Source organism: Enterobacteriaceae bacterium Kacie_13 (assembly GCA_013457415.1).
In the GTDB taxonomy this organism is placed as follows: domain Bacteria; phylum Pseudomonadota; class Gammaproteobacteria; order Enterobacterales; family Enterobacteriaceae; genus Rahnella.
On sequence record CP045665.1, the window covers coordinates 2,936,402 to 2,950,008 of the forward strand.

Sequence of the window (13,607 nt, forward strand, 5' to 3'; positions counted from 1 at the left end):
GATAAAACAAAAAAACATAAAGTACCTGGGGAATACAGCAATTGTTGAAGTGACTATTCACAACCAGTATTGGAGATCTTAAAACAACTCCGCGCCCTGGTGCGGATGGTCAAACTTAAACGGGGAAAACATGTCTGCCATTTATAAGGATGCCCACCGCACGGCGCACGAGCGCGCTGCCGATTTACTGCTGCGAATGACGCCGGAAGAAAAATTCGCCCAGATGCACGCTTTCTGGCTTATTTTGTCTGCCGATGGGCAGCACCGTGAACGCACCGATCTGAGCGACGAATTTGCCGGCGTAACAAAGCAGGTGGCACTCAGCGAGCGACTAAAACGGGGCATCGGACAGATTACCCGACCGCTGGGAACGCACATTGTCGAGGCGAAAGAAGGCGTCCGCGCGCTCAATCGTCTGCAAAAAACCTTATTGGAAGAAACACGGCTGGGTATTCCGGCACTATTTCATGAGGAGTGTCTGGTCGGCCTGCTTTGCAAAGACGCCACGCTGTTTCCATCTCCGCTGAACTATGCCTCCACATGGGATCCGGATTTAATGCAGCGCGTCGCTGCCGCTATTGGCGACGAAGCGCGCAGCACTGGTTGCCGCCAGGGGTTAGCGCCAGTGCTGGATGTCTCGCGCGATGTACGCTGGGGACGAACCGAAGAAACCTTTGGTGAAGATCCTTATCTGGTCGGCGTAATGGCGACCCGCTTTGTGCAGGGTTTGCAGGGGGAAAAACGTGATGTGCTGGCGACGCTGAAACATTACGTCGGCCATTCATTTAGCGAAGGCGCGCGCAACCATGCGCCGGTGCATCTGGGTTTTAGCGAACTGAATGATACTTTCCTGCTGCCATTCGAAATGGCGGTCAAACTGGCAAACGCCGGTTCCGTGATGCCTGCTTATCACGACATTGATAATCAGCCCGGCCATTCCGATGCGTTCCTGATGACCACGCTTTTGCGTGAACAATGGGGCTTTGATGGCCTGATTGTGGCGGACTACGGCGGCGTCAGCCTGTTACATCAACATCACGGCGTCAGTCGCAATGCGACAGAATCCGCCGCGCTGGCCTTCAATGCCGGTCTGGATATCGAACTCCCCAAAGATGACTGCGCCCGCCATCTGGCTGAGGCCGTTGAACAGGGTCTGATCTCAATGGCAAAAATCGACGAAATCGTCGGGCGTATCTTGCTGGAGAAATTCCGTCTCGGGCTGTTTGAACACCCTTATACCGATGAACATGCCATCGCGCTACAGACTCCGGAAACTCGCGAACTGGCTTATGAGGCAGCCGTCAATTCCATTACGATGCTGGAAAATAACGGCGTGTTGCCTCTACATGGCCAGCAGAGCCTGGCAGTCATCGGGCCGACGGCAGACGATCCGCTCGCGCTGTTGAGCGGCTACAGCTTCCCTGTTCATCTGATCATCAGCGATATACAAGACAGCGCCTCACAGGTAGTGACACCATTGCAGGCTTTACAGCAGCGCCTGGGCACCCAATCCGTGCGCTACGCCAAAGGTTGTCACATCATTGAGAAACGCGTCGCGGGCGCGCCGGTCTTTCCTGGGGATGCAGGAAAAGCGATGCAAACCTCACCGGTGTCTCAGGATACCAGCCTGATTGCCGATGCCGTTGACGTAGCCAAACAATGTGATGTCGCGCTGGTATTTGTCGGCGATCTCGCCGGACTCTTCCAAAGTGGCACCGTCGGGGAAGGTTCGGACACGGATAGCCTGCAACTGCCCGGCGTCCAGCAACAACTGCTGGAAGCGGTAGTCGAAACCGGAAAACCGGTGGTAGTGGTAATGACCGGTGGACGCCCGTATAACCTGGGCGGGCTGGAAGATCGGGTAGCGGCGCTGGTTATGGCATGGGCTCCGGGTCAGGAAGGCGGCTATGCGATAGCCGATGTCCTGACGGGCGTACGCGAACCGGCCGGGCGCTTAGTGATCTCCGTCCCTCATAGCGCGGGCGCGATGCCTTATTACTACAATCACAAACTCAAGAGCGGCGGTACGCCTTATGCCTTCCACTTTGGCTCACGTTATCCGTTTGGGTACGGCAAAACGTGGACGACTTTCGCTTACGGCGATCTGATCTTTGACCAGACGAAGGTGCAGTCACTCAATGGGAATGTGGTGGCTAAAATTACCGTCACCAACATCGGCTGTCGGGAAGGGAGCGAGGTGGTACAGGTATATGTCCGTGACCGCGTAGCCTCGCAGGTTCGCCCCGTTGTGGAGCTGAAAGCCTTCCGGCGCGTACATTTGGCACCGGGTCAAAGTGTCGAACTGACGTTCACCATTCCGACTGATATGCTGAATTTCACTCAACGCAGCGGACAACGCGTGGTCGAACCCGGCGAATTCGACATTCGCATTGGCGCGTCCAGCGGCGATATCCGCAGTCAGGGTATGGTCGAAGTCACGGGCGAAGTACGCGAATTGGAGAAAAAATGGCGGATGGAAAGCCATTGCAACGCCAGATACTAATGGGGCAGAACGTTTAGGAAAGTCTTAAGCGTTTCCCGTTCTTCTGAACTGCGCAGGTTAAATGAGCCCTGCGTGTAAATTGTCACTGCAAAAATTCTGCTTCCTTCTAAAATAGAGGCCATTACCGCAATCAGGAACAGCCCGAATGAGCATGGATACCAACCAGCAGGTGCTGGAAAAACTGAAAATCGATCTGGCGCAGACCGGCACGATGCCGCTGTATTTGTGCTTTAACGAATCGGTACGTCAGGCGCTGGAAGCGGGCATTTTGCAGGACGGCGATTTTCTGCCAAGCGAGCGTCAGTTCACCGAAGCGCTGGGCATCTCACGTATCACCGTGCGCAAGGCGCTTTCAAAGTTGGAAGAAGACGGACACATTGGCCGTTCGCGTGGTTACGGCACGTTCATTAAAAAAACCAGTGATGCCAAACTGTCTTATTCGCTGGCCGACATGAAAGGATTCTCGCGCGAGGTGATGTTGCAGGGCCGCAAGCCCGATACGTTGTGGATCAGCCGCGATCAGATCTCGGCCTCAGCGCTAATTGCCAGCAGACTGGCGGTCACTGAAGGTACGCCGGTGTACATGCTCAAGCGTATTCATTACATCGATACGCGCCCGATGTCAGTGGCGGTTTCCTACGTGATCATGGCAGCCATTGGCGACGTGCAGGATATCGGCGTTTCTCTGTATGACTATTTCAACCGTAATAATATCGAACTTGGCGCTCTGCAAAGCCGGGTCAGCGCGGCGATGGCCGACCCAGAAATGATGCAGGCTTTACAACTGAGCGAACCCATGCCGCTGCTGATCATCAAACAAACGCTGTTCGACGGTCAAAACCGCCCAATTGAATACAGCGAAAGTTTTTGTCGCAGCGACATGTACGAGTTCATCAGCGAAGACTGAGCACGCGCCTTAATCAATACTTTCCAGCGAACTGACCAGCTGTACCAGCGTCGGTGCACAGTCTCCGCCCGTCTGCGAAACGACATAGGCCGCCACGCAGTTGGCCAACGTCATGCTTTGCCAATGCGTCAGGCCGAGAGACAACCCGGCCAGCAAGCCAGCGCAGTGGCTATCGCCCGCCCCGATGCTGTCGGCCACCGTGATCTTCCGCGCTGCGATCCAGCCGCAATCGCTGTCCGACGCATAGTAATAACTCCCTTGTTCGCCGCAGCGCAGCACCACCAGTTCATGCGTTTTTACGTGTAACGCACGGCAGAAGGTCTCAGCGTCCCCGGAAAAACCGAGTAAAGTGGCTTCGCGTTCATTGAGCGTCAGGATGACGCCGGGGCGGATCACCCGGTCGATGCGCGATTTAGGCATCACATCCAGCCTTGGCCCGAAATCCACGACCAGGCGCACCGCGTCCGGTAAGGTTTCCAGCCAGTCGATCAGCACCGTTCCCTGTTTTGCGCCCAGCTGATATCCTGACACATACACCAGTCCGTCTTCCGGCGTGGCCGCCGCCAGCCACGCGGGCTGCCATTGGTTTTCCACGCCGTCGATAGAAATAAACGTACGCTCTCCGTCGGGTTCAACCAGCGCCAGACACCAACCATTATCTGCCCCGCTCACCTGCAAATCCGAAGTGATATTCCGCACCGCCATTTCCCGGCGCAGGCGATCGCTCCACATACCTTCGCCCACCGGCAGCAGATTTTGGCTATGAATACCGAGTTGTTTCAGCCCCAACGCAATATTCAGCGCACAGCCACCGAGATGGAATCCAGTGACATCCGCCGCGATATCGCCACCGCGCACCGGTAACGCATCCGCTCGGGCGACCATATCCATGACCGCTGCACCGATGACCATCACCGAGGACTGCTGATACCAGTCGCTCTGCGTGAGCGTCTGGAGTAATTCGCGATGGCCCTGGTTCATACGCCCTCCTGTGCCTGCCGACGGAAGCGCTGAAATGCGCTGCTATAGCGCGTCATATCCTGCGGATTCACCCGTTTGAGTTCTTCCAACCATTCAGGTCTGAATGCTTCTATACCGTTGAGCGCACCGCAAATGGCAGTCGCCATCGCCCCGATAGTGTCGGTATCGCCGCCGAGATTGGCGCATAGCAGCGCGCACTGATTCGGGCAGGTTCCCGCCAGTTCCACCATCGCCAGCGCGGCAGGTACAGATTCGATGGTACTGACGCCTGCGCCAATCAGCTGATACACAGCTTCGGAGGCCTGTTCAGTGCCTTCAGCTTTATCGACGGTGGCGAACGCCAGTTCGATGCGCGCCGCCAGTGATGCGCTGAACGTGGTCGGTTGCCGCGTCTGGGCATATTTGGCAATATCCGGCAGTGCCAGACGGATCTCCGCCCAGCTCGCACCTTCTATGGCACGCGAAACCGCCCAGGCGATCACTACCGCGCCAGCAACGGCAATATCAGATTTATGTGTCGGGCTTGATGCGAGCGACACCTGCTCGCAGAAATGCTCCAGCGGCGCAGAAGGCAACACACAACCGAGCGGCGATACGCGCATCGCCGCGCCATTTGTCACACCATTGTTTTCCAGTGCCTCAATTGCCACGCCCTTCTTCTGCTCCGCCAGCGCCAGTTTGGAACTTGGCCCGAGAATGTTTTTGTTGAAGGCATCAAAGCTGTCGACCCAGCGGATGACATTGCGGGCAATCAGTTCCGGCACCACCCTTCCGTTCGCCTCCAGCAGCGCATCGGCGAGCGCCAGCGCCATTGAAGTATCGTCGGTGAACTGTGCAGCGGTGAAATAGCAGGCAGCACTGTTTTCCACCGGGCCATCGAGAAAACGGTCGATCCAGCCAAAATGCTTTTTTACTCGCGCGCGTGGCCAGAGCTCAGACGGCATACCCAGCGCATCCCCCAGCATTTGTCCGTACAACGCGCCGAGCATACGGCTCTCAAGGCTTAGCTGTGTCATGTGAAATCTCCCGATAAAATGTTTGGCGGGCAGCCTGCCCGACCCGTGTGAAAAGAAAATGTTATGACGGCTGATGTAAGCTGACCGGCGTAATGGTTTTGCTGCGTTCGCTAAAGAACAGCAGGAACAGCAGCATCACACCCACCACCATCGCAGCTCCGACGCCCCAGACCGCAAACCAATCGAAGGTCATGCCGTTTTTGGGTGTACTCAGCGCAAAAGTGGTCATCGCACGGCCACCCAACCAGTTGCCTATAAAGCTGCCGAGCCCTTGACAGATCAACGTGATCAGGCCCTGTGCGGCGGTGCGCATATGCGGCGGTGCTTTTTTATCGACGTAGATATAGCCGGTGACAAAGTAGAAATCGTAGCTGACGCCGTGCAGCAAAATACCGAGGAAAAGCATACTGTAGGCCCAGACATCTGCCGTGCCGCCGTAGATGAAGAAGACGTAGCGAATTGCGGCAGTGACGAAACCCAGCATCAGCACTTTTTTGATACCAAAACGTTTTAGCAGGAACGGTAGCGCCAGCATGGCGAAGATTTCGGAGACCTGACCAAGCGTCATCCAGCCGGTAGCATTTGGTAATCCAACCTGGGTCAGATAACCGTTAGCAAACTGGTAATAGAACGCCAGCGGCATACAAAACAGAAACGAGCACAGTGCGAAAATGGCAAACGACCGGTCTTTCAGCAAACCCAGCGCATTGAGGCCAAACAGCGCTTTAATATCCACTGTCCCTTTACCTTTTGCTGGGGTATCCGGCAGCCAGAAGCTGTAAACGCCCAACACTACCGAGGCAATCGCCGTGATCCACAGCGGCAGGCCGGTATCAGAAATATTGCCCATGCCGAACAGCGGCGGCAGCACAAAGCCAATGACCAGACCGGACGCGATCCAGCCCAGCGTACCGAGTACACGAATGCGCGGGAAATCTTTTTCAGTGTCGTTGATATTGGCAAACGCGATGCTGTTGGTCAGCGCCACGGTCGGCATATAGGTGATGGCATACACCACCAGCAGAGGGAAGAACGTTGAAAAATCGGTTTGCAGTGCGATGAATGCCATCAGCGCACCACCGGCCAGCAACAGCAAGCCCAGCACCTTTTGGGCAGCAAAGTAACGGTCTGCTATCACACCCACCAGCACCGGTGAGAGGATCGCCGCAATTGCCGTACTACTGTAGGACCATGCAATTTCGGACGGAGTAAAACCCAGTTTATTGAGATATTGCCAGAGCGGCACAAACCACGCCCCCCAGATAAACCACTCAATAAACATCATGACGGACAGCTTCAGATGGGTACGTTTCATTATTATATCCTTGCTGAATGGGGATCCCGTGCGGTGCGATAAGCACCCAAAGCAGCGGGAGAAATCAGGCACTAAAGATACCTTTACAATACCTTAATGATACCTTTGGTTTTATTCAGCGATCTGCTTCACAATTTATGCCACTCACCTTAAACGCCGTTTATAATTGGTTTAGGTTTTGTTTAGGTTTGCGGTGACGACGTTGATGTGAGGTTGATTAAAATGTTTCTGAATCATTTACAATTACGCTCAGAATGTTTTGCCATCTTCTGCGCCATAAGGATAAGGAATTACCATGCGAATTTTAGTCATTGAAGATAACGCACTGCTGCGCCATCACCTCTCCGTTCAGATGAGAGAAATGGGTCATCAGGTGGATGCCGCTGAAGATGCCAAAGAAGCCGATTATTTTTTGCATGAACACGCGCCGGATATCGCGATTGTCGATCTCGGGTTGCCAGGCGAAGATGGCCTGAGCCTGATCCGCCGCTGGCGCAGTCATCAGGCCAATCTGCCGATTCTGGTGCTGACCGCCCGCGAAAGCTGGCAGGACAAAGTCGCCGTGCTCGAAGCTGGTGCAGATGATTACGTCACTAAACCTTTCCATCTGGAAGAAGTACTGGCGCGCATGCAGGCACTGATGCGTCGTAACAGCGGTCTGGCGTCACAGGTCATTACCTTGCATCCGTTCCAGATCGATTTATCCCGCCGTGAACTGACCGTTAACGAAAATCCGATCAAACTGACCGCATTTGAATACACCATCATTGAAACCCTGATTCGTAATGCAGGAAAAGTGGTGAGTAAAGATTCGCTAATGCTTCAGCTTTATCCCGACGCAGAACTACGTGAAAGCCATACCGTCGATGTGCTGATGGGACGCTTGCGCAAGAAGTTGCAGGCCGAGCACCCGGAAGATGTCATCACTACGGTTCGAGGACAGGGATATCGTTTCGACATCCGTGCGCAGTGACACACCTTCCCCTTGCCTGAAGCCTCAACATTAAAGGACGCGCCATGAAAGGACGCACTAAAAAACCCTTCTCGCTTCGCGTCCGCTTTATGATGGCGACTGCCGCCGTTGTTCTGGCGCTGTCGCTGGCCTACGGGCTGGTCGCGGTGGTCGGCTATATGGTGAGTTTCGATAAAACCGCTTACCGACTCTTACGCGGCGAAAGCAATCTGTTCTTTAGTCTTGCGCAATGGCGCGACGGCAAGCTTTCCATTAACGTTCCGCCGGATCTCGACCTCAATACGCCTACGCTGGTATTTATCTACGATGCCGACGGCAACTTGCTATGGGCTGAACGTCGTATTCCTGAACTCGAAGCGCATATCGATAAGGCGTGGATGAACAAACCGGGCTTCTACGAACTGGATACCGACACCCAAATCAGCAGCGAAGTATTGGGTAATAATCCGCAGGCGCAGGACAAGCTGAAAGATTACGACGACAGCGATGCCAACGCTATGACGCACTCCATCGCGGTAAATACGTACAACGCCACAGCACGGTTGCCTGCGCTGAATATTGTGGTGGTAGATACTATTCCGCAGGAATTGCAGCGTTCCGATCTGGTGTGGGAATGGTTCAGTTACGTGCTGCTCGCCAACCTGTTGCTGGTCGTGCCGCTGCTGTGGCTGGCGGCGTACTGGAGCCTGCGCCCTATCAAACAGCTGATTCATCAGGTGGCGGAGCTTGAAAGCCACGAACGTGAATCGCTGGATGAAAATCCACCGCGTGAGTTGCGCGGGCTGGTACGCAATCTGAATATTTTGCTGCAAGGCGAGCGTGGGCGTTATGACCGCTATCGCACCACGCTGGCGGATCTGACCCACAGCCTGAAAACGCCGCTGGCAGTGTTACAGTCTACGCTGCGCGCCCTGCGTAACAGCAAGCAGATGACCATCGAAGAAGCCGAGCCCGTCATGCTAGAGCAGATCAGCCGCATTTCTCAGCAAATCGGTTATTACCTGCATCGTGCCACGCTGCGTTCCGAGCAAAATTTACTGATCCGCGAAGTTCATTCTGTCCCCGCCATTCTCGACGGATTATGTTCAGCGCTGAACAAAGTTTATCAGCGCAAAGGCGTGGTGATCACCGTGGATATTTCGCCCGAACTGACATTTGTCGGCGAGAAAAATGACTTCATGGAAGTGATGGGTAACGTTATCGATAACGCCTGCAAATACTGCCTGGAATTCGTCGAAATCAGCGCAGTACATACCGAAAATCAGCTGGTGATACTGATTGAAGATGACGGTCCCGGTATTCCTGAAAGCAAACGTGAAGTGATTTTCCAGCGTGGTCAGCGTGCAGATACGTTGCGTCCAGGGCAAGGACTGGGGCTTTCTCTGGCCAATGACATCATTGAGCAGTACGACGGCAAAATTATCATCGGTGACAGCCCGCTCGGCGGCGCCAGCATGCGCGTGTGCTTTGGTTTACAGCAGGGTATAGAACTCGAATAACAACTTAGCGGTGGAATCTCCGGCAAATTTCGGTGCTTTCTTTGCCGGTATTTGAAATTTGCTGGCAATTGCCCAACGCAGCCGCAACACCTTCCGTTATAATCCTTTACAGACCCACCCTCTTTTGGAAAAAAAATGGATTACAAACTAGACCTGGACTGGAACGAGTTTCTGCAGCGTTACTGGCAAAAGCGTCCTGTCGTGTTAAAGCGCGGCTTCAAAAATTTCGTCGATCCGATTTCCCCGGATGAGCTTGCCGGTCTGGCAATTGAAAGTGAAGTCGACAGCCGTCTGGTCAGCAATCAGAACGGACGTTGGAACGTCAGCCACGGTCCGTTTGAAAGCTACGATCATCTGGGCGAAAACGGCTGGTCGGTGCTGGTTCAGGCGGTCGATCACTGGCACGAACCCTCCTCGCATCTGATGACCCCCTTCCGCCATATTCCTGACTGGCGCATGGATGACCTGATGATTTCCTTCTCGGTGCCCGGCGGTGGTGTTGGCCCGCATCTGGATCAGTATGACGTGTTTATCATTCAGGGCACCGGCCGCCGTCGCTGGCGTGTGGGTGAGAAAATCGCCATGAAACAACATTGTCCGCATCCGGACTTGCTTCAGGTAGAGCCGTTCGACGCAATTATCGACGAAGAACTGGAACCGGGCGATATCATCTACATTCCGCCGGGCTTCCCGCACGATGGGTACTCGCTTGAAAACTCTCTCAATTATTCTGTCGGTTTCCGTGCGCCGAATACCCGGGAGATGATCAGCGGGTTCGCAGACTACGTTCTTTCCCGTGAACTGGGCAGCCACCGCTATTCAGATCCGGATCTTGTTGAGCGTGAACACCCGGCAGAAATCCAGCCTGCCGAACTGGATAAACTGCGCGGCATGATGCTTGAGCTTATCGGTAACCCTGAGCACTTCAACAGCTGGTTTGGCGAATTCATTTCCCAGTCTCGTCACGAACTGGATCTGGCACCGCCGGAGCCGCCGTATCAGGCTGGCGAAATATATGAGCTGATGGAATCAGGCGAAACGCTGGAACGCGTGGGTGGTTTGCGCGTATTGCGCGTGGGCGATGTATGCTACGTCAACGGTGAAGCGATGACCTCCGAACAGACCGCTGCAGTGGATGCCATGGCGCGCCACAAAACGGTAACTCGTGAAATGCTTGGCGATGCGCTCGACGATCCATCGTTCCTCGCGCTGCTGTCTGCGCTGGTGAACAGCGGCTACTGGTATTTCAACGACTGATGAATTTATAAATAAGGGCACGCCGGTGTCCTTATTATTCCCCCAAAGAAGCTTTCGACAAAAGCTCTCCCGCTGTGAAAATAATTAACAACTTCCCTCCATTTCCAAAACAGATAACTTATCTTTAAATTGATAAGGGAAATTAATGAATTAAATGATTAGAGAAATTAATATATTTAATACGAACCTTTAAGGTTTAATACATATATAAACGACATTAGACACATGAAGTGATTTTATCTACTCTTCTGACAATCATTTAGCTAGAGAGATAAAAATGAAGTTTGGAAACCTATTTTCGCGCAATCATCAACTTACATCATCAAATCAGCACCCCCCCCTGTTTGCAGACAATTATCAATCGGACTATACGTTTGATATGGATATTTCTTCCGAAATAACAAGGCGATTACTAATAATAATTAATGACAATATCAATAAGGATGTTTCTCAATTCGGTGTTTCAGTAATGAACCCGAGTATGTTAGCTGACCTGTCGCGCATGAATTACTATATAAACAGTAATAAAATTTCCGTCCCTGGCGTTGAGACAGCATCGAAAATAAATTACTCAACTCACATCATGGAACCTAAAAATCACTGGATACAGGAAAATATTGGTTCACTCTCTTCATTTCTACACCAGGGAATATTCGCTGACTTCTTTGGTGCCGCCGGCCCATGGAAATCTACCAATAATCAAATATGGGAGATAGCCATGGTGTCATTAGACCGTAACAATACCGAAAATGACTTTTACATTTCTAATACTGGGGTTATTAAAATAATATCTCAGGCCAGGGTAAAAAATGTCATGCTAAGAAAGGGAGGAATAGTTTTGGCTGATGCCAGAAAAAGTTATTTTTCTTTACAACTTTCTTTTCGAGTCATTCATATCCACGGCAAATGCCGGGTAACCTCATTGTCCCAGGGGGTCGACCATTGCAGACTCCATATATGCGGTCAGGGATTAATGTAATCTGTCATAAGCATTTAGAAATAATATAATATGCGGTTATCCGACTTCTCGCGGATAACTGTTATCGTTACCGCAACCTAAGGGCTATATTGAACGGATTTAAATTTCTCGTTTTGGGTGAGAGTCTTATTTTTACTGCTAAATTATGATCTCGAAGATTGTTACACACTACCGCAATACGTTTAGGTGTTGGAATATAAAAATTGCCATCATTTATGCCAAATAATTTATGCCTCAACGGTGAGTTAACCAACCCCGCTTTCAGTACCTTGCCAACAATATTTGCGCAGTTCTTGGATAATGTTCTAAATGATGGCGAATCTTTAGAATGACATATATCACGCCATGCCTGTATCATCGCTAACTCATTCAGAGATTTAATACCAAAAATCACATCTGGCTCACTCCCCTCACTTTCACAGTCGTTTTCATAACCCGCAGAAATTGCCGCCGGATACCGTCTAAAGAAAATTTTATTATCTTCATACCCAGGCCACCAGCTCACGTATGCGCCTCCGTGAACGATCTTGCCGATGAACATTGATACATGCCCTACATTTGCAGATGTCGGATACCAGACAAATACCCAGGCATTTATTTTGATATTAAAATCGTCCACAGTCGTCATGCGCTGTAAAAACGCTCTGAGGCCGTCTATTCTTTCCAGGTTTGCCAAAATCTTCTCTCCATACTTTAAGTGAGAAAATCATTACACTTCTGGAGATAAAAATATAATGTCATACATCGATGGGATGCTTATATATATTCACACGATATATATATGCAAAACAAACGCAGCAGAATAATATAACTTTCACGACACTCACTCTCCCCGAAGATTTATTGTCAAGTTCGGGGAGAATAATTCAGTTTATTTGGCTTTATCAGCCGTCAGTTGAGCTATCCGCATAATGACGGATACCGCTTTCTCCATTCCTTCAAGCGTGACAAATTCATGTTTGCCGTGGAAGTTATACCCTCCGGTAAAAATGTTCGGACAAGGCAGGCCGCGGAATGAAAGCTGTGCGCCATCGGTGCCGCCGCGGATAGGCTTCATGACCGGCTCAATATCACAATCTTTCATCGCCTGCTGCGCCAGCGCAATAATGTGCGGATGCTGTGCCACTTTATCGCGCATATTGTAGTAGTGATCGTCGAGAGTCACTTCGATATAACAGTCGCGGTGCAGACCTTTGCCGACCAGATGTGCGATATCAATAATCTTCTGCTTACGGGCCTCGAACTGCGGCTTATCGAAATCACGGATGATGTAATGCATTTCCGCACGCTCAACGTTGCCCTTGATGGTCGTCAGGTGATAGAAACCTTCATAACCCTCCGTGTGCTCAGGCGTTTCGTTAGCCGGTAATTCGCTATGGAAACGGGTTGCCAGAGACAATGCATTGACCATCACGCCTTTCGCGCTGCCAGGATGTACATTGTTACCGACAATTTTGATAGTCGCGGACGCTGCATTGAAGTTTTCAAACTCCAGCTCCCCCACCCCACCACCGTCAACGGTATAGGCCCATTCCGCACCAAAGGCCGGAATATCAAAACTCTGCGCACCTTTTCCGATTTCTTCATCCGGTGTAAAGGCTATACGGATCGGACCATGCGCAATATTGCTGTTCTTCAACCTCACCATGGCGGTAACGATTTCCGCGATACCGGATTTGTCATCCGAACCGAGCAACGTTTTGCCGTCGGTGGTGATCAGTGTCTGGCCGAGTAACTGGTGCAGAACAGGGAACATCACCGGCGAAAGCACTTCATCACCGTTGCCCAGCGCAATATCACCGCCACGGTAGTTTTCAACAATCTGGGGATTGACGTGTTTTGCAGTGAAATCAGGGGCGGTATCAAGATGTGAAATAAAGCCGATTACCGGCACTTTCCAGGCGACGTTGCCCGGTAACGTCGCCATTACGCAGCCTTTGTCACTGAGAGTTACCTGTGAAAAACCCAGCTCAATCAGTTCGTTACGCAGAGCCTGCGCCAGCCTGAGCTGTCCGTCAGTGCTGGGCGTGTGTTTAACATTTGGCTTAGATTGGGTATCGAAAGAAACGTAGTGAAGAAAACGGTCAAGCAACTTATCCATTTGGGTATCCTCTGGCGGCTGGGTTTTATTATGCGCAGCATGAATACCGTGAATATTGCGTCAGGTCATTTTTCAC

The 13,607-nt window shown here is 51.9% G+C and carries 11 protein-coding genes; 6 read left to right on the forward strand and 5 right to left on the reverse strand.

The genetic code is table 11. The annotated features are described in order from the left end of the window. Positions 1-130 precede the first annotated feature (130 nt). Together GE278_13380 and GE278_13385 are read left to right on the forward strand one after the other, a co-directional pair. Positions 131-2,503 (forward strand): beta-glucosidase, encoded by a 2,373-nt coding sequence (locus tag GE278_13380; GenBank protein QLK61706.1) that lies wholly within the window; start codon positions 131-133, stop codon positions 2,501-2,503. A gap of 145 nt (positions 2,504-2,648) precedes the next feature. Next, positions 2,649-3,410: a UTRA domain-containing protein gene (locus tag GE278_13385; GenBank protein QLK61707.1), complete on the forward strand. Its 762-nt coding sequence runs from the start codon at positions 2,649-2,651 to the stop codon at positions 3,408-3,410. A gap of 9 nt (positions 3,411-3,419) precedes the next feature. Here the strand turns inward: GE278_13385 and GE278_13390 are convergent, their stop codons facing one another. From GE278_13390 to GE278_13400, 3 genes are all read right to left on the reverse strand, one after another. Beyond that, positions 3,420-4,391 carry a kinase gene (locus GE278_13390; protein ID QLK61708.1) on the reverse strand — a complete coding sequence of 324 codons (972 nt, stop codon included), beginning with the start codon at positions 4,389-4,391 and terminating at the stop codon, positions 3,420-3,422. After that, on the reverse strand, positions 4,388-5,407 hold the full coding sequence (locus GE278_13395; GenBank protein ID QLK61709.1) for an ADP-ribosylglycohydrolase family protein: 1,020 nt from the start codon (positions 5,405-5,407) through the stop codon (positions 4,388-4,390). The genes GE278_13390 and GE278_13395 overlap by 4 nt, the downstream gene beginning before the upstream one ends. Before the next feature lie 61 nt (positions 5,408-5,468). Next, positions 5,469-6,722 carry an MFS transporter gene (locus GE278_13400; protein ID QLK61710.1) on the reverse strand — a complete coding sequence of 418 codons (1,254 nt, stop codon included), beginning with the start codon at positions 6,720-6,722 and terminating at the stop codon, positions 5,469-5,471. Positions 6,723-7,017: 295 nt separating this feature from the next. Between GE278_13400 and phoP the strand changes: the two genes are divergently transcribed. The 4 genes from phoP to GE278_13420 all read left to right on the forward strand — a co-directional run bounded on the left by phoP (position 7,018) and on the right by GE278_13420 (position 11,430). Further along, positions 7,018-7,695 carry a two-component system response regulator PhoP gene (gene phoP, locus GE278_13405; GenBank protein QLK61711.1) on the forward strand — a complete coding sequence of 226 codons (678 nt, stop codon included), beginning with the start codon at positions 7,018-7,020 and terminating at the stop codon, positions 7,693-7,695. 44 nt (positions 7,696-7,739) lie between these two features. Next, positions 7,740-9,194: a two-component system sensor histidine kinase PhoQ gene (gene phoQ / locus GE278_13410; GenBank protein QLK61712.1), complete on the forward strand. Its 1,455-nt coding sequence runs from the start codon at positions 7,740-7,742 to the stop codon at positions 9,192-9,194. A 135-nt stretch (positions 9,195-9,329) separates the two neighbouring features. Then, positions 9,330-10,451: a cupin domain-containing protein gene (locus tag GE278_13415; GenBank protein QLK61713.1), complete on the forward strand. Its 1,122-nt coding sequence runs from the start codon at positions 9,330-9,332 to the stop codon at positions 10,449-10,451. Positions 10,452-10,728: 277 nt separating this feature from the next. After that, positions 10,729-11,430 carry a hypothetical protein gene (locus GE278_13420; protein ID QLK61714.1) on the forward strand — a complete coding sequence of 234 codons (702 nt, stop codon included), beginning with the start codon at positions 10,729-10,731 and terminating at the stop codon, positions 11,428-11,430. Between the two features lie 67 nt (positions 11,431-11,497). Here the strand turns inward: GE278_13420 and GE278_13425 are convergent, their stop codons facing one another. Both GE278_13425 and pepT read right to left on the reverse strand, forming a co-directional pair. Then, positions 11,498-12,106, reverse strand: coding sequence for a hypothetical protein (locus tag GE278_13425; GenBank protein ID QLK61715.1), 609 nt, complete (start codon positions 12,104-12,106; stop codon positions 11,498-11,500). 195 nt (positions 12,107-12,301) lie between these two features. Further along, on the reverse strand, positions 12,302-13,531 hold the full coding sequence (gene pepT / locus GE278_13430; protein ID QLK61716.1) for a peptidase T: 1,230 nt from the start codon (positions 13,529-13,531) through the stop codon (positions 12,302-12,304). Between the last annotated feature and the right edge of the window lie 76 nt (positions 13,532-13,607).

What these genes read in the sequence shown, in the direction of transcription:
- GE278_13380 (QLK61706.1), top strand. Translation starts at nt 131, where the DNA reads ATGTCTGCCATTTATAAGGATGCCCACCGCACGGCGCACGAGCGCGCT.
- GE278_13385 (QLK61707.1), top strand. Translation starts at nt 2,649, where the DNA reads ATGAGCATGGATACCAACCAGCAGGTGCTGGAAAAACTGAAAATCGAT.
- GE278_13390 (QLK61708.1), bottom strand. Translation starts at nt 4,391, where the DNA reads ATGAACCAGGGCCATCGCGAATTACTCCAGACGCTCACGCAGAGCGAC.
- GE278_13395 (QLK61709.1), bottom strand. Translation starts at nt 5,407, where the DNA reads ATGACACAGCTAAGCCTTGAGAGCCGTATGCTCGGCGCGTTGTACGGA.
- GE278_13400 (QLK61710.1), bottom strand. Translation starts at nt 6,722, where the DNA reads ATGAAACGTACCCATCTGAAGCTGTCCGTCATGATGTTTATTGAGTGG.
- phoP (QLK61711.1), top strand. Translation starts at nt 7,018, where the DNA reads ATGCGAATTTTAGTCATTGAAGATAACGCACTGCTGCGCCATCACCTC.
- phoQ (QLK61712.1), top strand. Translation starts at nt 7,740, where the DNA reads ATGAAAGGACGCACTAAAAAACCCTTCTCGCTTCGCGTCCGCTTTATG.
- GE278_13415 (QLK61713.1), top strand. Translation starts at nt 9,330, where the DNA reads ATGGATTACAAACTAGACCTGGACTGGAACGAGTTTCTGCAGCGTTAC.
- GE278_13420 (QLK61714.1), top strand. Translation starts at nt 10,729, where the DNA reads ATGAAGTTTGGAAACCTATTTTCGCGCAATCATCAACTTACATCATCA.
- pepT (QLK61716.1), bottom strand. Translation starts at nt 13,531, where the DNA reads ATGGATAAGTTGCTTGACCGTTTTCTTCACTACGTTTCTTTCGATACC.